Raw genomic sequence first — 17,618 nt, 5'->3', positions numbered from 1 at the left:
GCCTGTGACGGAGCCACGCAGCACCGCTGAGGCCGCTTCCCCGACGGGGGAGCGGCTCTCTGCGATTTCTGAGGCCGTGCAGCACGACGCGCCCCGGGTCGTCCTCGGCGTCGGGGGCGGCATCGCCGCGTACAAGTCCTGCGAGCTGCTGCGCCGCTTCACCGAGTCCGGCCACGACGTCACCGTCGTGCCGACCTCCTCGGCCCTGCAGTTCGTGGGGGCGGCGACCTGGTCGGCGCTGTCGGGCAAGCCGGTCAGCGACCAGGTCTGGGATCGCGTCCACGAGGTGCCGCACGTGCGGATCGGCCAGCAGGCCGACCTCGTCGTGGTCGCGCCCACCACCGCCGACCTGCTCGCCAAGGCAGCGCACGGCCTGGCCGACGACCTGCTGACCAACACGCTGCTGACCGCCCGGTGCCCGGTCGTGCTGGTCCCGGCCATGCACACCGAGATGTGGGAGCACCCCGCGACCCGGGCCAACGTCGCCACGCTGCGCGAGCGCGGCGTGCTCGTGCTCGAGCCCGCCGAGGGCCGGCTGACCGGTGCCGACACGGGCAAGGGCCGACTGCCCGAGCCGGCGGAGGTGTTCGCCTTCTGCCGCGAGGTGCTCGAGCGCGACGGTGAGACCGCGCAGGACCTCGAGGGTCGCCACGTGGTGGTCAGCGCCGGGGGCACACGGGAGTACCTCGACCCCGTCCGGTTCCTCGGCAACCGGTCCTCGGGCCTGCAGGGCTACGCCCTGGCCCGGGCGGCGGCCTCGCGTGGGGCGAAGGTGACCCTGGTGGCCGCCAACACCGCCCTGGCCGACCCCGCAGGCGTCGACGTGGTGCGGGTCGAGACCACCGCCGAGCTGCGCGAGGCGGTGCTCGGTGCCGCCGCAGGTGCCGACGCCGTCGTCATGGCGGCCGCCCCGGCCGACTTCCGGCCCCTGAACCGCAGCGACGCCAAGATCAAGAAGGCCGAGGACGGCTCGGCGCCGGCGATCGAGCTGGAGCAGAACCCCGACATCCTGCGTGAGCTGGCCGCCGAGCGACCCGCGGGCGGCCAGGTGGTCGTCGGCTTCGCCGCCGAGACCGGCGACGCCACCGGGTCGGTGCTCGACCTGGCCCGCGCCAAGCTCGCCCGCAAGGGCTGCGACCTGCTCGTGGTCAACGACGTCAGCGGGGGAGCGGTCTTCGGCAGCCCCGACAACGAGGCCGTGATCCTGGAGTCCGACGGCTCCTACGTCGAGGTCCCGCACGGCTCCAAGGGCGCCCTCGCCCACGCCATCTGGGACCGCGTCGCCGCCTGTTGGCGGGCCGTCTAGGCTGGCCCGCATGACGGGACGTCTCTTCACCTCCGAGTCCGTGACCGAGGGTCACCCGGACAAGATCGCCGACCAGATCAGTGACGCTGTCCTCGACGAGATGCTGCGCCAGGACGCGCACTCGCGGGTCGCGGTCGAGACGCTGCTGACCACGGGTCTGGTGGTGGTGGCCGGTGAGGTGACCACGACCGGCTACGTCGACATCAAGTCGATCGTGCGGCAGAAGATCCTCGACATCGGCTACGACCACTCCGACAAGGGCTTCGACGGCACCACGTGCGGCGTGATGGTCGCGATCGGCGGCCAGTCCGGTGACATCGCCCAGGGCGTGGACACCGGCTACGAGTCGCGCCTGGAGGAGTCCGTCGACGCGATGGACAAGCAGGGTGCCGGCGACCAGGGGCTGATGTTCGGCTACGCCTGCGACGACACCCCCGAGCTGATGCCGCTTCCGATCAAGATCGCCCAGACGCTCTCGGAGCGGCTGACCGCGGTCCGCAAGGACGGCACGCTGCCCTACCTGCGTCCCGACGGGAAGACCCAGGTCACCATCGAGTACGACGACCAGGCCCGTGCGGTCCGCGTGGACACCGTGGTGCTCTCCACGCAGCACGAGGCCGGCATCGACCTCGACACCCGGCTGCAGCCCGACATCGCCAAGCACGTCATCGCCCCGGTGCTGGAGCAGTTCGACATCGACTCCGACGGCTACCGGCTGCTGGTCAACCCGACCGGCACCTTCGTGGTCGGCGGCCCGATGGGTGACGCCGGTCTGACCGGTCGCAAGATCATCGTCGACACCTACGGCGGCATGGCCCGTCACGGTGGTGGCGCGTTCTCGGGCAAGGACCCCTCGAAGGTCGACCGCTCCGCGGCGTACGCGATGCGCTGGGTGGCCAAGAACGTGGTGGCCGCGGGTCTGGCGCGACGCTGCGAGGTCCAGGTCGCCTACGCGATCGGCAAGGCCCAGCCCGTGGGCGTGTTCGTGGAGACCTTCGGGACCGGCACGGTGGCCGACGAGAGGATCCAGGCCGCGGTGCTGGAGGTCTTCGACCTGCGTCCGGCCGCGATCATCCACGACCTCGACCTGCTGCGGCCGATCTACGCCCAGACCGCCGCCTACGGCCACTTCGGCCGCGAGCTGCCCGACTTCACCTGGGAGCGCACCGACCGCGCCGAGGCCCTCAAGGCCGCCGTCTCTGCTGGCTGAGGTCTCCGTCGACTGAGGTTTCCGCCGGCTGAGGTCTGACGCTGGTCGAGGTGCGAGGAGCGCCGGCGACGAGCCTCGAGACCCGGTTCGATCAAGCCTCCCGTCGAGCCGGCGTATCAATACGCCGGTTCGATCCAGCCGTCCCGCCGAGCCGGCGCATCAATACGCCGGTTCGGCAGCGGGTCGGGGGACGTCGGTGAGGGCTGGTAGAACTCGCCCATGCCCACCACGCCCCACGATCAGCCCGAGGACCAGGGCGAGCTGATCCCGGGGATGGTGCGCTCGAGCGTCAAGCAGGCCCAGGCCAAGGCTCGCGCCACCCGGGAGCGCAAGGCCGCGGGGGCGACGATCACCGACGTCGACCCGGTCGCCCGGGTGCTGCTCGACCTGCCGCTGGCCCACCTGGACCGCCCCTTCGACTTCTCGGTGCCCGAGACGATGGCGCAGGCTGCGCAGCCGGGTGTCCGGGTCAAGGTGCGCTTCGCCGGCCAGGAGGCCGACGGCTACCTCCTGGAGCGGTCGGCCGAGAGCGACCACCCCGGGCCGCTGCAGCCGCTGCGTCGGGTGGTCAGCCCCGAGCAGGTGCTGACCCCCGAGGTGCTGGGCCTGGTCGGGGACGTCGCCACGAGGTACGCCGGCACCCGCGACGACGTGCTGAGGTTGGCGGTCCCGCCCCGGCACGCCACGACCGAGCAGGAGCCCCCGGGCGAGCCGGCCGGTCTGCTCCCTCGCGACTCCGGGGCCGCCGCCGCGGCCTGGGCCGACCACCCCCTGGCCGGCGCCTGGCTGTCCCACCTGCGCGAGGGCGCCGCCCCCCGCGCGGTCTGGAACCCGCCGCCGGCCGCGGACTGGCCGCGTCTCGTCGCCGAGGCCGCCCTCAGCGCACCCGGTGGCGTGGTCGTCTGCGTCCCCGACGGCAAGGACGTCGAGCGCGTCGACGCCGCCCTGCGCGCGACGGGTGAGCCGGAGCAGCACGCCGTCCTCACCGCCGACTCCGGGCCGGCGGCCCGCTACCGCTCCTTCCTGCGCCTGCTGCGTGGCGAGCGCCGGATCGCGGTCGGCACCCGTGCCGCGGCGTTCGCCCCGGTGCGCGACCTCGCCCTCGTGGTGGTCTGGGACGACGGCGACGACCTGCACGCCGAGCCGCGTGCTCCCTACCCCCACACCCGCGAGACGCTGCTGCTGCGTGCGGACCGCGCCGGGGCGGCGGTGCTGGTCGGCGGGTTCGCCCGCAGCGTGGAGTGCCACCACCTGCTGCACAGCGGCTGGGCCCACGAGCTCACCGTCCCGCGGGAGGTGCTGCGCCGGGCCGTGACCACCACCGTCGCCGGGGCCACCGAGCACGACCTCGTGCGCGACAGCGCCGCGCGTGCGGCCCGGATCCCCAAGCAGGTGCACGACCTGCTGCGCGAGGCCGCGCAGGAGGGCCCGGTCCTGGTGCAGAACCCCCGCCACGGCTACGTCCCGGCGCTGGCCTGCGAGCGCTGCCGGACCCCGGCCCGCTGCTCGGCGTGCACGGGGCCGCTGCGCCTGGGCTCCCCGACCGAGCCGCCCGCCTGCCGCTGGTGCGGCGAGGAGGCGCCGGCCTGGGCGTGCCCCGAGTGCGGGCACCGCGGGCTCCGGGCCCCGGTGATCGGTCAGTCCCGCACGGCCGAGGAGATCGGCCGGGCGCTGCCCCGCGTGCGGGTGCGCACCTCGGCCCGCGACGGGGTGCTGGCGCACGTGGACGGCCGGCCGCAGGTCGTGGTCGCCACGCCCGGGGCCGAGCCGGTCGCCGAGGGTGGGTACTCCGCCGTCGTCCTGCTCGACACCTGGCTGCTGCTCTCGCGGCCCGACCTGCGCACCGAGGAGGAGGCGCTGCGCCGCTGGGCCAACGCCGTCGCCCTGGTGCGTCCCGGCGGGCGGGCGCTCGTGGTCGGCGACCCCGCCCACCCGGCCGTCCAGGCGCTGGTGCGCTGGGACGTCGCCGGGTACGCCGCCCGCGAGGCGGCGTCCCGCGCAGAGGCCCACCTGCCCCCGGCGACCCGGCTCGCGACCCTGACCGGCGGCCCCGGCGCGCTCGACGACGCGCTCACGCTGCTCGACGTCCCGGAGCCGGTCGAGGTCCTGGGTCCGGTCGACGTCCCGGACGCCGCGAGCGAGCCGGGGGAGAGGCAGCGGGTCGTCGTGCGGGTGCCCCGCGCCCACGGCTCCCGCCTCTCCGCCTCCCTCGGGGAGCTCCAACGCCTCCGCTCGGCCCGCAAGCTCGACCCGGTGCGGATCCAGGTCGACCCGCCCACCCTCTGAGCCGCCGAGAGGTCACCCACGCACGGCCGAGGGGGCCCTCACGCGCGGCCGAGGCGTCGTCGACGCACACCGGGAGTTCGGAGCGCCCGGTGTGCCGCACCTACACTCCCCGCCATGGCAGTCCAGCCGATCCGCCTCTTCGGTGACCCGATCCTGCGCAAGCCGGCGATCGAGGTCGTCGACTTCGACAAGGAGCTGCGCCGTCTGGTGCAGGACCTCACCGACACCATGCTCGCCGCCCCCGGGGCCGGGCTCGCGGCGCCGCAGATCGGTGTCGGGCTGCGGGTCTTCACCTGGAACGTCGACGGCGAGGTCGGCCACCTGGTCAACCCCACCCTCGAGCTGTCGCAGGAGCAGCAGGACGGCCTCGAGGGCTGCCTGTCGATCCCCGAGCTGACCTTCGAGTGCCTGCGTGCCCTCTCTGTCGTCGCCAACGGCTTCGACATGCACGGCGAGCCGGTCACGATCCACGGCACCGACTACCTCGCCCGCGCGATCCAGCACGAGACCGACCACCTCGACGGCGTGCTGTTCGTCGACCGGCTCGACGAGCAGACCCGCAAGGCCGCCATGAAGGAGATCCGGGAGGCGGAGTGGTTCGGTGCCGCGCCGCCCACCGTGAAGCTCTCCCCGCACCCGATGAGAGGACTGGGCATCTAGAGATGCGCGTCGTGTTCGCAGGCACCCCCGAGGTCGCCGTCCCCGCCCTGGACGCCATCGCCGAGTCCCGGCACGAGCTGGTCGGCGTCGTCACCCGTCCCGACGCGCCCGCCGGTCGCGGCCGCAAGCTGGTGGCGAGCCCGGTCGCCCAGCGCGCCGAGGAGCTCGGCGTCCCGCTGCTCAAGCCCGAGCACCCGCGCGACCCGGAGTTCCAGGAGTCGCTCAAGCAGCTGCGCCCCGACTGCTGCCCCGTCGTCGCGTACGGCGCTCTCCTGCCCCAGTCCGCGCTGGACATCCCACCCCACGGCTGGGTCAACCTGCACTTCTCCTGCCTGCCCGCCTGGCGCGGGGCCGCGCCCGTGCAGCACTCCATCTGGGCGGGGGACGAGGTCACCGGCGCCACGACCTTCCGCATCGTCAAGGCGATGGACGCCGGCCCGACCTTCGGGGTGATGACCGAGCGCATCCGCGACACCGACACCGCCGGGGACCTGCTCACCCGCCTCGCCGAGGGCGGCGCCGGTCTCCTGGTCACCACGCTCGACGGCATCGAGGACGGGGTGCTCGTGCCGCGCGAGCAGCCCGAGGAGGGCGTCTCGATGGCCCCCAAGATCCTGGTCGAGGACGCCAGGATCGACTGGACGGAGCCGGCCCAGGCCGTCGACCGCCGGGTCCGCGCCTGCACGCCCTTCCCGGGCGCCTGGTCCACCTTCGAGGGCGAGCGCATCAAGATCGGGCCGGTGACCCCGGCCGCCTCGAACCTCGAGCCCGGTGAGATCGCCGTCGGCAAGAACCACGTCCTGGTCGGCACCGGGACCTCCGCGGTGCGCCTGGGCGAGGTCAAGGCCTTCGGCAAGAAGCTGATGTCGGCGGCCGACTGGGCCCGAGGAGCGCGCCTGGAGGACGGCGCGCGACTGGGTGAGTGACGCCGCGCGGTCGGCCGCGCTCGAGGTCCTCGTGGCGGTCCGCGAGCAGGACGCCTACACCAACCTGCTGCTCCCGGCGGTCCTGCGCCGGCACGGGCTGACCGGCCGTGACGCCGGCCTGGTCACCGAGCTCGTCTCCGGGACCGTACGCCGCCAAGGCACCTACGACGCGGTCCTGACCGCCTGCGTGGACCGGCCGCTGCGCCGGGTGTCGCCCGACGTCCTCGACGTGCTGCGGCTCGGCACCCACCAGCTGCTCGCGATGCGGGTGCCGTCGCACGCGGCGATCAGCACGTCGGTCGACCTCGCTCGCGACGCCGCGGGCCGGGGTGCCGGGGGGCTGGTCAACGCGGTGCTGCGCCGGGTCGCCGAGCGCGACCTCGAGGGCTGGCTGGCCGAGGTCGCCCCGCCGCGCGACGAGGGGTCGGACCGGCACGACGCGGTCGTCCACAGCCACCCGGCCTGGGTCGTGGCCGAGCTGCGGCGGGCCGTGGGGGCCGGGGAGGTCGAGGCACTGCTCGCCGCCGACAACGCCCCACCGCGGGTCACCCTGGTCGCGCGCCCCGGGCTGGCGACCCGTGACGAGCTGCCGGGGGAGCCGACCCGGTTGTCCCCGCACGGGGTCGTGCTCGACGGCGGAGACCCCGGTGCGGTCCCGGCGGTCGCCGAGGGGCGGGCCGGGGTGCAGGACGAGGGCTCCCAGCTGGTCGCCCTGGCCCTGGCGGGGGCCGACCTCGACGGGGAGGACCGCCACTGGGCCGACTGGTGCGCCGGCCCCGGGGGCAAGAGCGCGCTGCTGGCGGCGCTGGCCGCGGAGCGGGGGGCCGCCCTCCTGGCGGTCGAGCGCGCCCACCACCGCGCCGGGCTCGTGCGCCGCAACCTCGCGACCAGCCCGGCGTCGTACCTCGTGGTGACGGGGGACGGGACCCGGCCACCGGTCGCCCCGGGCAGCCTGGACCGGGTGCTCGTGGACGCCCCGTGCAGCGGCCTGGGCGCCCTGCGACGTCGTCCCGAGGCACGGTGGCGACGCAGCAAGAGCGACATCCGCGGGCTGGTCCCGCTGCAGCGCCGGTTGCTGGACGGCGCGATCGACTCGACCCGTCCCGGCGGGCTGGTCCTCTACGCCACCTGCTCGCCGGCGCTCCCCGAGACCTCCGGGGTGGTGTCGAAGGTGCTCGAGCAGCGTGACGACGTCGAGCTCGTCGACATGCGCCCGGTCCTCCCGCAGGTCCCGCACGGCGAGGGTCCCCTCGAGGGCACCCTCCAGCTCTGGCCGCACCGGCACGGGACCGATGCGATGTTCATGGCGCTGCTGCGCCGCCGCCTAGGCTGACGCCATGCCCTCGAAGCCGCCCGCCGTCGAGATCGAGGTCGACGACAAGGTGGTGCGGGTCTCCAACCCCGACCGGGTCTACTTCCCGGAGTCGGGGGCGACGAAGCTCGACCTGGTCGAGTACTACCTCGCGGTCGGGCCCGGCATCGTGAACGCGCTCTACGAGCGCCCCTGCATGCTGCACCGCTTCCCCAAGGGCCTGGCCGGCGACAAGGTGCACCAGAAGCGGGTGCCCGCCGGCGCGCCGGACTGGGTCGAGACCGTCGAGCTGCACTTCCCGCGCTGGAACCGCACGGCCGACGAGCTCTGCGTCACCGAGCTCGCCCAGGTGGTCTGGGCGGTGCAGATGTCCACCGTGGAGTTCCACCCCTGGAACAGCCGCCGCGCCGACACCGAGAAGCCCGACGAGTGGCGCATCGACCTCGACCCGGGCCCGGACTGCGACTACGCGACGGTCCAGCGGGTCGCCCACGTCGTGCACGCGGTGCTCGACGAGCTCGGCGTCGAGGGCTTCCCCAAGACCAGCGGCTCCAAGGGCCTGCACGTCTACGTCCGCATCCGCCCCGACCACGGCTTCAAGGACGTACGCCGCGGGGCGCTCGCGTTCGCCCGCGAGGTCGAGCGCCGCACCGACGACGTCACCACCACCTGGTGGAAGAAGGACCGCGACCCCTCCCAGGTCTTCGTGGACTACAACCAGAACGCCCGCGACCACACCATCGCCGCGGCGTACTCCGTCCGGGGGCTGCCCGACGCCCGGGTCTCCACGCCGATCCGCTGGGACGAGATCGACGACGCCGACCCGCGCGACTTCACGATCTTCACCGTGCCGCAGCGCTTCGCCGAGCTGGGCGACCTGCACGAGCGCATCGACGAGGCGGCCTGGGACATCACGCCGCTGCTGGAGTGGGCCGACCGCGACGAGGCCGAGGGCGCCGAGCCCCCGGCCGACCCGGACGAGACCGGCTGAGCGACCAGCGCCCCGTTCTGGGAGGATGACCGCTCGTGGGTATCCAGATCACGCCGAGCATCCTCAACGCCGACTTCGCCGCCCTCGGGGCCGAGGTGGCCCGCATCCCCAGCGCCGACTGGATCCACGTGGACGTCATGGACAACCACTTCGTCCCGAACCTCACCTTCGGCCCGACGATGGTCGAGGCGCTGGCCCGCTCCACCGACACCCCGCTCGACGCGCACCTGATGATCGCCGACGCCGACAGGCACGCCCCGACGTACGTCGAAGCAGGCTGTGCCTCCGTGACCTTCCACGTCGAGGCGGCGGCTGCGCCGGTGCGGCTGGCCCGCGAGATCCGCGCCGCCGGCGGTCGCGCCTCGATGGCCCTCAAGCCCGCGACTCCCGTCGAGCCCTACGAGGACATGCTCGGCGAGCTGGACATGCTGCTGCTGATGACCGTGGAGCCCGGTTTCGGCGGCCAGAAGTTCCTCGACCTGGTGCTGCCCAAGATCCGCCGCGCCCGCGCCCTGATGGACAAGCACGGCGTCGAGACCTGGCTCCAGGTCGACGGGGGAGTCTCCCTGGAGACCATCGAGCGCTGCGCCGAGGCCGGCGCCGACACCTTCGTCGCCGGCTCGGCGGTCTACTCCGCCGACGACCCCGACGCGATGGTCAACGCCCTGCGTGAGCGGGCCGCCGCCGCGCGCGGCTGAGCCCTCCGCGGTCGGGCCGTGTCGGTCCACGTGACGGGAGTCACCGGGAACAAATCCCCGGCGCTGTGGTTGACTTGCTCAGACGAGTGAACATGCTCGCGTGCTCTGGGGGCGGTGAAATTCCGCACCGGCGGTGATCTGGTGAGAGCCAGCAGCCCGCGACCCGGTCACTGCCAGTGACCGGTGGACCAGGTGTGATTCCTGGGCCGACGGTCAAAGTCCGGATGAGAAGCGCACGCAGCGGCAGGTCACCCGCGCGCCGTCACCGACGGGGCGCGAGCGCCCGCCGTCCCCCAGGGTCCGCGACCGGACCGAGGACGAGCGATGAGCGACCAGGGCAGCCCCATATGGAGCGCGGCCGAGGAGAGCGCCATGCGGCGCGCCCTCGAGCTCGCGGCGAGCCCCGGCGTGCCGACCGGCCCCAATCCCCGGGTGGGCTGCGTCCTGCTCGACGACGAGGGTCGCACCGTGGCCGAGGGCCACCACCGCGGCGCCGGCACCGCCCACGCGGAGGCCGACGCCCTCGCCCTCGCGGGGGACCGCGCCCGCGGCACGACCGCCGTGGTCACCCTCGAGCCCTGCAACCACACCGGTCGCACGGGGCCGTGCGCCCAGGCCCTCGTCGCCGCCGGAGTCCGCCGGGTGGTGCACGCCCAGAGCGACCCCAACCCCGTCGCAGCAGGCGGCGGCGACACCCTGCGCGCCGCCGGCATCGAGGTGGTCGGCGGGCTGCTCGCCGACGACGCCCGCGAGCTCAACCGGGTCTGGACCTTCGCGGTCGAGAAGGGGCGCCCCTTCGTCACCTGGAAGTTCGCCGCCACCCTCGACGGCCGCAGCGCCGCCGCCGACGGCACCAGCCGGTGGGTCTCGGGCACCGCCGCCCGGCGCGACACCCACCGGCTCCGGGCGCTCGCCGACACCATGCTCGTCGGCACCCGCACCGTCGAGGTCGACGACCCGCGGCTGACCGTCCGCGACGCCCACGACCGGCCGCTGCCGCACCAGCCGCTGCGCGCCGTCATGGGCCTGCGCGACCTCGCGCCCGACCGTCGGGTGCTCGACGACCAGGCCGAGACCGTGCACCTGCGCACCCGTGACCCCCGCGAGGCGCTGCAGGCGCTGCGCGAGCGCGACCGCCAGCACGTCTTCCTCGAGGGCGGGCCGACCCTGGCCGCGGCGTTCCTGCGTGAGGGCCTCGTCGACGAGGTCGTCGCCTACGTGGCGCCCTTCCTCCTCGGCGCCGGCCAGCAGGCCGTCGCCGACCTCGGCATCACCACCATCGCCGACGCCTGGCGCCCCCGGGTCGTCGACCTCACCGTGCTCGAGCCCGTCGTCGACGGCGAGGAGCCGAACATCCGGCTCACCCTCGAGCCCCACCGAGAGGACCACTGACATGTTCACCGGCATCGTGGAGGAGCTCGGCACCGTCGAGTCCGTCGAGGACCAGGGCGACGCGATCCGCCTCACCGTCCGCGCCACCACCGTGCTCGAGGGCACCGGCCTCGGCGACAGCATCGCCGTCAACGGCTGCTGCCTGACCGTCGCCACCCGCACGGACGACACCTGGACCGCCGACGTCATGCAGGAGACGCTGGACAAGACCAGCCTCCACGGCGTCGCGCCCGGCGACACCGTCAACCTCGAGCGGGCCGTCACCGCCGACAAGCGTCTCGGCGGCCACATCGTCCAGGGCCACGTCGACGGCGTCGGCACCGTCCTGGCCCGCACCCCCAGCGAGCACTGGGAGGTCGTCGAGGTCGCGATGCCCGAGGAGATGGGCCGCTACCTCGTCGACAAGGGCTCGATCACCGTCGACGGCGTCAGCCTCACGGTCGTCGAGGCCCGTCCCGCCAGCTTCACCGTGAGCCTCATCCCCGAGACGCTCGCGCGCACCACCCTCGGTCACCGTCAGGTCGGCGACCGGGTCAACCTCGAGACCGACGTGATCGCCAAGCACGTCGCCAAGCTCGTCGCGGCCTACCTGCCCACGAGCGAGCACAGCAAGGAGCAGCAGGCATGAGCACCATCGACGGCGCCAAGGACGGCCACGAGGCCGACGCGCCCCACGACAACCCCACCCTGCGGAGCATCCGGCTCGACACCGTCGAGCGCGCGCTCGAGGACATCGCCGCCGGCAGGGCCGTGGTCGTCGTCGACGACGAGGACCGCGAGAACGAGGGCGACATCATCTTCGCCGCCTCCAAGGCGACGCCGGAGCTGATGGCCTGGACGATCCGGCACTCCAGCGGCGTCATCTGCGTGCCGATGCCCGGCGAGATGCTCGACCGGCTCGAGATCCCGCTGATGACCCCTCACAACAAGGACGCCTACCGCACGGCGTACACGCTCTCGGTCGACGCCCGCGACGGCGTCTCCACCGGCATCTCCGCCGCCGACCGCGCCCGCACCGCCCGCGTGCTGGCCGACTCCGCGACCGAGCCGTGGGAGATCACCCGCCCCGGGCACGTCTTCCCGCTGCGCTACCGCGAGGGCGGCGTCCTCGTACGCCGCGGGCACACCGAGGCCGCCGTCGACCTGGCCCGGATGGCCGGCCTCACGCCGGCCGGCGTGCTGGTGGAGGTCGTCAACGACGACGGCACGATGAAGCGCGGGCCGGAGCTGCGCGAGTTCGCCGACGAGCACGGGCTGGCGATGATCAGCATCGAGGACCTCGTCCGCTACCGCCGCCGCCACGAGAACCTCGTGGAGCGCAAGGCCGTGACCCGGCTGCCCACGCGCGCGGGGGAGTTCACCGCCTTCGGCTACCGCATCACCGTCGACGGCTCCGAGCACATCGCGCTGGTGCACGGCGACCCCGAGTCGCTGCGCGACGGCGAGCCCGTGCTGACCCGGGTGCACTCCGAGTGCCTCACCGGCGACGTCTTCGGCAGCCACCGCTGCGACTGCGGCCCGCAGCTCGACGAGGCCCTCGAGCGGGTCGTCGAGGAGGGCCGGGGCGTGGTCATCTACCTGCGCGGCCACGAGGGCCGGGGCATCGGCCTGCTCGCCAAGCTGCAGGCCTACCAGCTCCAGGACGGCGGTCGCGACACCGTCGACGCCAACCTCGACCTCGGCCTGCCCGCGGACGCCCGGCACTACGGCACCGCCACGCAGATCCTGCGCGACCTCGGCGTCGAGCAGGTCCGGCTGATGACCAACAACCCCGACAAGATCAGCAACCTCGAGGACTTCGGCATCACGGTGGCCGAGCGGGTGCCCCTCACGCCGCACCCCAACGACCACAACCTGGCCTACCTGCTGACCAAGCGCGACCGGATGGGCCACGTCCTTCCCGGCCTGACCTCCGCCGTGGCAGCGGACCTCATCGAGAACGGAGCCTGACCATGAGCGGAGACGGAGCCCCCACCACCGAGCCCGTCGACTGCAGCGACCTGCGCGTCGCCGTCGTCGCGGCCTCCTGGCACACCGAGGTCATGGACGGCCTGCTCGCCGGCACTCGCCGCGCCCTGGAGACCCACGGCGTCGCCGAGCACCGCCTCGAGCGGGTCCCCGGCACCTTCGAGCTGCCGGTCGTGGCCTCGGCGCTCGCCGGCAAGGGCTACGACGCGGTCGTCGCCCTCGGCGTGGTCATCCGCGGCGGCACCCCGCACTTCGAGTACGTCTGCTCCGCCGCCACCGACGGCCTGACCCGCGTGGCGCTGGACCACACCGTCGCGATCGGCTTCGGCGTCCTCACCTGCGACACCGACGAGCAGGCCTTCGACCGGGCCGGCCTGGAGGGGTCGAAGGAGGACAAGGGCTACGAGGCCACCTCGGCCGCCCTGCTCACCGCCCGCTCGATCAAGCAGATCCGCGGCTGACCCGCCGCCCGCGCCGCCGGACGCGTCGACCACGACGTTGTGCAGGGAATCGGACGACATCTCCTGCACGACGTCGTGCTCCGTCTCACGTCCGGTGTCCCACCGCGGCACGCGGATATCGGGGCGCGCCGCGTCAGCGCCTAGGCTGCGAGGCGTGAAGACGTTCGACGAGCTCTGGTCCGAGCTCAGCGAGAAGGCGCGTACCCGTCCCGACGGTTCCGGCACCGTCAAGCAGCTCGACGCCGGCGTCCATGCGATCGGCAAGAAGCTGGTCGAGGAGGCCGCCGAGTCCTGGATGGCCGCCGAGCACGAGGGCCGCGAGCGTGCCGCCGAGGAGATCAGCCAGCTGCTCTACCACGCCCAGTGCCTGATGCTGGCCAGCGGCATCGAGCTCGACGACGTCTACGCCCACCTCTGAGAGGTCCCCGATGAGCACTGCTCCCACCACCGACCAGCGGCTGCTCCGCGTCGCCGTCCCCAACAAGGGGGCGCTGTCGGAGTCGGCCACGGAGATGCTGCGCGAGTCCGGCTACCGCCAGCGCACCGACTCCAAGCAGCTGACCCTCGTCGACGCCGAGAACGGCGTCGAGTTCTTCTACCTGCGCCCCCGCGACATCGCGCTGTACGTCGGTGAGGGCACCCTGGACGTCGGCGTCACCGGTCGCGACCTGCTCGCCGACTCCGGCGCCAAGGCCGAGGAGGCGCTCCAGCTGGGCTTCGGTCGCAGCCGCTTCCGCTTCGCCGGGCCCGCCGGCCGCTTCTCCGAGCTCGGGGAGCTGGCCGGTGCTCGCATCGCCACGTCGTACATCGGCGTCGTGCGAGCCTTCCTCGAGGAGCGCGGCATCGACGCGACCGTGGTCCGCCTCGACGGTGCCGTCGAGACCAGCATCCAGCTCGGCGTGGCCGACGCCATCGCCGACGTCGTGGAGACCGGCTCGACCCTGCGACGCGCGGGGCTGGAGGTCTTCGGCGAGACGATCCTGGACTCCGAGGCCGTGCTCATCACCCGCAGCGGCGAGGCGCCGACCGGCCTGGAGGTCTTCCGGCGCCGGATCGAGGGCGTCCTGGTCGCCCGCAGCTACGTGATGATGGACTACGACATCCCGACCGACCAGGTCGAGACCGCGGTCGAGCTGACGCCGGGCATCGAGAGCCCGACCGTCGCCCCGCTGCACAAGGAGGGCTGGAGCGCGGTGCGCGCGATGGTCCCGCGCGACGGTGCGCAGCGGCTGATGGACGAGCTCTACGGGTTGGGTGCGCGCGGCATCCTGCTCACCGACATCCATGCCTGCCGCCTCTGAGCCGGCGGCCGGCGCCCCTGCGCTGCCGGTGACCTGGCGCCCGCTCGGGCCCCGGATCGTCGGTGTGGTGCTCGGCGCCGGTCTGCTCGTCGTCTTCGGCGCGGCCTGGCTCTCCTTCGACCAGGAGACCCAGGACAGCTTCACCGGGCTGCAGATCTTCACCGTCCTCGCGGTCGCCGGGCTCGGCTTCGCCTGCCTCAACGCGCTGATGCGCTCGCGGGTGGTCGCCACCCGCGAGGCGCTCGTGGTCGTCAACGGCTACAAGCGGCGGGTGCTGGCGTGGGAGCAGGTCGTCGCCGTCCACCTGCCGCCGGGAGCACCGTGGGTGACCCTCGACCTCACCGACGGCACCACCTGCTCCGCGATGGGCATCCAGGGCTCCGACGGCGGCCGCTCGGTCACCGCGGTCCGCCAGCTCCGCGCGCTGGTCAGCGACCCGCCGCGCTGACCTCGCCGCTCGCCCCGTCGACCACGAGGTCGGCACGCTCGCGCGTCCGGTCGCGGGCGAGCACCTCGGCCTCGGAACGCGCCCAGGCCTCCCAGTGCGGCTCGTAGTCCGCGCCGTCTCGTGCCAGGGCACGTGCGCGGCGCAGGGACGGCGGGGCCTGCACCCACACCAGCACCGTGCCGAGGTGGTCGTACGCCGGGTGGCCGGACCCCACCCCCTCCAGCACCAGCAGCGGGACGGGTGCGACCTGGACGGTGCGGCGGTAGCGACCCAGTCGCCAGTCGTAGACCCGGTAGCGCCCGGGGCGGCCCTCCGACAGGGGCGGCAGCAGGGTCTCGAGCTGCGCCCACACCGACGGGAGGCCGTCCCACCCGTCGTACATCGCGTCCATGTGCAGCACCCGGCAGCCGACCTGGCGCTGCAGCGCCAGCCGTGACACCGCCCGCGCCAGGGTGGTCTTCCCGGAGCCCGAGGGCCCGTCGATGCGCAGCAGCCGCCCGGCGCCCGGGGTGGCCGGTCGCGCGAGCACGGCCTCGAGCACCCGCTCGGCGGCGGGGGAGGGTGCGGTCAGGAGATGCCCCGGCGTCGCAGCAGGGCCTCGATGTCGGCCAGGTCGTCGTCGATGGCGGGCTCGCCCTTGGCACGACGCTCGGCGGGGCCGACCTCCTTCGTCGCGCCGGCCGGACCTGTGCCGGAGCGTGGGGTGGTGCCGAGCTGGCGCGAGGTCAGGATCCCGCTGACCACGAGCAGCAGCGCGCCGACCCCGCCCAGCACGACCCCCACCCAGACCAGGGGGGAGAAGACCAGCCCGAGGGCCCAGTCGCCCACGGCATCGACGATCCGCGTGAACATCCGCAGCGTGTCGGTCAGCCAGGCCGCGGGCACCAGCAGCGTCAGACCCGCCCCGCGCATGCCGGCGGCCAGCCCACGACGGCGGTGGGCGCGCCAGGTGTAGAGGCCACCCACGATCGTGAGGGCCAGGGCGAGAGCGGTCCAGGCGGCGTCGTCCACCCCTCAACCCTGCCACAGCAGCGGCTGAGAGGATGGCCGCGTGAGCGCCCCTGACAACGACCGCCGCCTGCTGGGCAGCGAGTTCCCCGACGACCAGGGGGACGACGACCCACGGCTGCGCGCCGCGCTCACGGCGTACGCCGCCGCCCGCGAGCCGCACGAGCGTCGCGCGCTGTTCCCGGCCTGCCTCGAGGCGCTCGGGGTCAGCCGTCTGCTCGTCCCGGTGGTGGCGGTCCTCGGCGAGGTCGAGGTCGGTGACGACGGGCTGGCGCGTGACAAGTCCAGCGACATGGCCGCGGTCCTGCTCACCGGCCGTGACGGCCGCACCGCCCTGCTCTCCTTCACCCACACCGCCTCCATGCAGGCGTGGGACCCCGAGGCGCGTCCGGTCCCCGTGCGCGCGCAGCTCGCGGCCCAGGCGGCCCTCCAGGAGGGCGCCGCCGCGCTGCTGGTCGACGTGGCGGGACCGACCCGGTTGGTGGTCGAGGGAGTGGACCTCGAGGGGCTGGCCCGCGGCTGGCGGCTGGCCCGCGTCGGCGAGCAGACCGCCTGGGTGCGCGACTGAGCCGTCCGGTCCTGCCCGACCCCGACGGCACCCCGACCACACCCCGGCCACACCCCGGGCGGACCCCGAGGTCCCCCCGAAGGTGGTCGCGCTGCGCGGCCGGACCCGGCAGAGTGCCGCCCACGACGCGTGTGCGCCGGAGAGTGGCCGGCCCGAGGGCGTCGCGAGAGGAGAGCCCCCCACGTGAGCACCACCGCCGAGAGCACCACCGTGAGCCCCCGGGAGCCGCGCGAGGGCGCACGGCCGCCGGGAGTGCGCTGGCGCACCGGTGCGAGGGAGCTGCTCCTGGTGGCGCTGCTCTACGTCGGCTACTCCGCGGGCCGGCTGCTGGCCGACGACGACCTGGCCTCGGCCCGGGACCGGGCGCTGGACCTGCTGGCGCTGGAGGGCCTGCTCGGGCTCGACCCGGAGTGGGCGTGGTCCAGCTGGTTGGCCTCGCACCACGCCCTGGCCGTCGCCGCGTCGTACTGGTACTCGGTGGGCCACTACACCGTCACCCCGGCGGTGCTGCTGTGGCTGTGGTGGCGCCGCCCGTCGGCGTACGCGCGCGAGCGGTGGACCCTCGTGGCCGCGTCGGTGGTCGCGCTCGTGGTCTACGTCGCCGTGCCCGTCGCGCCGCCGCGCCTGGTCGGGTACGTCGACGTGCTGGCCTCGACCGCCGCGGCCGGGTGGTGGTCCGAGCACGCCTCGGCGCCGGCGGGGCTGGGGCACCTCACCAACGAGCTGGCCGCCATGCCCTCGCTGCACGTGGGGTGGGCCTGCTGGGTGGCCCTGGTCGTCTGGCGGCTGACCCGGCGCCCGTGGGCCCGGCTGCTCTCGCTGGCGCACCCCGTCATCACCTCCCTGGTGGTGGTGGCCACCGCGAACCACTGGCTGGTCGACGTGCTCGCCGGTGCGGTGCTCGTCCTGGCCGTGGACCTGGCCGTCGGTCTGTGGCACGACCGGGCCCGCGAGCGACGGGCCGTCCCCATGGATTGGCGGGACCGGGGAAGAAGCGAGTAGTCTCTGCTGTTGACCGATCAGTTCCGCCTGCCCCGGGCTCGCCCGTGGTGGACGGGAGTGATCTCCAAGCGGGGACCAGCA

General features: G+C 74.1%; 19 protein-coding genes and 1 riboswitch. Of the genes, 17 read left to right on the top strand and 2 right to left on the bottom strand.

Annotated elements, in window-relative coordinates:
* Positions 1 to 64: 64 nt before the first annotated feature.
* The 15 genes from coaBC (at position 65) to BKA05_RS09910 (ending at position 14,959) form a co-directional block, all read left to right on the top strand.
* Entirely contained in the window at positions 65 to 1,306 is a 1,242-nt protein-coding gene (gene coaBC, locus BKA05_RS09980) for a bifunctional phosphopantothenoylcysteine decarboxylase/phosphopantothenate--cysteine ligase CoaBC (protein ID WP_425489728.1), read from the top strand.
* A 10-nt stretch (positions 1,307 to 1,316) separates the two neighbouring features.
* A complete protein-coding gene (metK, locus tag BKA05_RS09975; protein WP_179531294.1) occupies positions 1,317 to 2,516 on the top strand; it encodes a methionine adenosyltransferase in 1,200 nt (399 codons plus the stop codon).
* 219 nt (positions 2,517 to 2,735) lie between these two features.
* On the top strand, positions 2,736 to 4,802 hold the full coding sequence (locus tag BKA05_RS09970) for a primosomal protein N' (protein ID WP_179531293.1): 2,067 nt from the start codon (positions 2,736 to 2,738) through the stop codon (positions 4,800 to 4,802).
* Positions 4,803 to 4,916: 114 nt separating this feature from the next.
* Positions 4,917 to 5,462 (top strand): peptide deformylase, encoded by a 546-nt coding sequence (gene def, locus BKA05_RS09965; protein WP_179531292.1) that lies wholly within the window; start codon positions 4,917 to 4,919, stop codon positions 5,460 to 5,462.
* Positions 5,463 to 5,464: 2 nt separating this feature from the next.
* Entirely contained in the window at positions 5,465 to 6,388 is a 924-nt protein-coding gene (fmt, locus tag BKA05_RS09960; RefSeq protein WP_179531291.1) for a methionyl-tRNA formyltransferase, read from the top strand.
* Entirely contained in the window at positions 6,381 to 7,721 is a 1,341-nt protein-coding gene (locus BKA05_RS20300; RefSeq protein WP_179531290.1) for a transcription antitermination factor NusB, read from the top strand. Before fmt ends, BKA05_RS20300 begins: the two co-directional genes overlap by 8 nt.
* A 4-nt stretch (positions 7,722 to 7,725) precedes the next feature.
* Positions 7,726 to 8,691 (top strand): non-homologous end-joining DNA ligase, encoded by a 966-nt coding sequence (ligD, locus tag BKA05_RS09950; RefSeq protein WP_179531289.1) that lies wholly within the window; start codon positions 7,726 to 7,728, stop codon positions 8,689 to 8,691.
* Positions 8,692 to 8,726: 35 nt separating this feature from the next.
* Positions 8,727 to 9,389, top strand: a complete 663-nt coding sequence (rpe, locus tag BKA05_RS09945; protein WP_179531288.1) for a ribulose-phosphate 3-epimerase — start codon at positions 8,727 to 8,729, stop codon at positions 9,387 to 9,389.
* Positions 9,390 to 9,485: 96 nt separating this feature from the next.
* Positions 9,486 to 9,630: riboswitch (FMN riboswitch) on the top strand.
* Positions 9,631 to 9,713: 83 nt separating this feature from the next.
* Positions 9,714 to 10,781, top strand: a complete 1,068-nt coding sequence (ribD, locus tag BKA05_RS09940) for a bifunctional diaminohydroxyphosphoribosylaminopyrimidine deaminase/5-amino-6-(5-phosphoribosylamino)uracil reductase RibD (protein ID WP_246289781.1) — start codon at positions 9,714 to 9,716, stop codon at positions 10,779 to 10,781.
* A gap of 1 nt (position 10,782) precedes the next feature.
* The gene (locus BKA05_RS09935; RefSeq protein ID WP_179531287.1) at positions 10,783 to 11,409 is read left to right on the top strand and encodes a riboflavin synthase; all 627 of its coding nucleotides are present in this window, start codon (positions 10,783 to 10,785) and stop codon (positions 11,407 to 11,409) included.
* A complete protein-coding gene (locus tag BKA05_RS09930) occupies positions 11,406 to 12,731 on the top strand; it encodes a bifunctional 3,4-dihydroxy-2-butanone-4-phosphate synthase/GTP cyclohydrolase II (protein ID WP_179531286.1) in 1,326 nt (441 codons plus the stop codon). Before BKA05_RS09935 ends, BKA05_RS09930 begins: the two co-directional genes overlap by 4 nt.
* Before the next feature lie 2 nt (positions 12,732 to 12,733).
* Complete coding sequence (ribH, locus tag BKA05_RS09925; RefSeq protein WP_179531285.1) at positions 12,734 to 13,210, top strand: 6,7-dimethyl-8-ribityllumazine synthase; 477 nt, start codon at positions 12,734 to 12,736, stop codon at positions 13,208 to 13,210.
* Between the two features lie 154 nt (positions 13,211 to 13,364).
* Complete coding sequence (locus tag BKA05_RS09920; protein WP_179531284.1) at positions 13,365 to 13,628, top strand: phosphoribosyl-ATP diphosphatase; 264 nt, start codon at positions 13,365 to 13,367, stop codon at positions 13,626 to 13,628.
* A gap of 10 nt (positions 13,629 to 13,638) precedes the next feature.
* Complete coding sequence (gene hisG / locus BKA05_RS09915) at positions 13,639 to 14,511, top strand: ATP phosphoribosyltransferase (protein ID WP_179531283.1); 873 nt, start codon at positions 13,639 to 13,641, stop codon at positions 14,509 to 14,511.
* Entirely contained in the window at positions 14,495 to 14,959 is a 465-nt protein-coding gene (locus tag BKA05_RS09910; RefSeq protein ID WP_179531282.1) for a PH domain-containing protein, read from the top strand. Before hisG ends, BKA05_RS09910 begins: the two co-directional genes overlap by 17 nt.
* On the opposite strand, the gene BKA05_RS09905 is transcribed toward BKA05_RS09910, so the two are convergent.
* Both BKA05_RS09905 and BKA05_RS09900 read right to left on the bottom strand, forming a co-directional pair.
* Positions 14,940 to 15,488: a uridine kinase family protein gene (locus tag BKA05_RS09905; RefSeq protein ID WP_343045602.1), complete on the bottom strand. Its 549-nt coding sequence runs from the start codon at positions 15,486 to 15,488 to the stop codon at positions 14,940 to 14,942. The genes BKA05_RS09910 and BKA05_RS09905 overlap by 20 nt on opposite strands.
* A gap of 38 nt (positions 15,489 to 15,526) precedes the next feature.
* A complete protein-coding gene (locus BKA05_RS09900; RefSeq protein WP_179531280.1) occupies positions 15,527 to 15,970 on the bottom strand; it encodes a cellulose synthase in 444 nt (147 codons plus the stop codon).
* A 40-nt stretch (positions 15,971 to 16,010) separates the two neighbouring features.
* On the opposite strand from BKA05_RS09900, the gene BKA05_RS09895 reads away from it, so the two are divergent.
* Together BKA05_RS09895 and BKA05_RS09890 are read left to right on the top strand one after the other, a co-directional pair.
* A complete protein-coding gene (locus BKA05_RS09895) occupies positions 16,011 to 16,535 on the top strand; it encodes an SseB family protein (protein ID WP_343045601.1) in 525 nt (174 codons plus the stop codon).
* A gap of 183 nt (positions 16,536 to 16,718) precedes the next feature.
* A complete protein-coding gene (locus BKA05_RS09890) occupies positions 16,719 to 17,537 on the top strand; it encodes a phosphatase PAP2 family protein (RefSeq protein ID WP_179531279.1) in 819 nt (272 codons plus the stop codon).
* The last annotated feature ends 81 nt before the right edge of the window (positions 17,538 to 17,618 follow it).

Source organism: Nocardioides marinus (assembly GCF_013408145.1).
In the GTDB taxonomy this organism is placed as follows: domain Bacteria; phylum Actinomycetota; class Actinomycetes; order Propionibacteriales; family Nocardioidaceae; genus Nocardioides; species Nocardioides marinus.
This window is presented reverse-complemented; position numbering and strand designations above follow the sequence as displayed.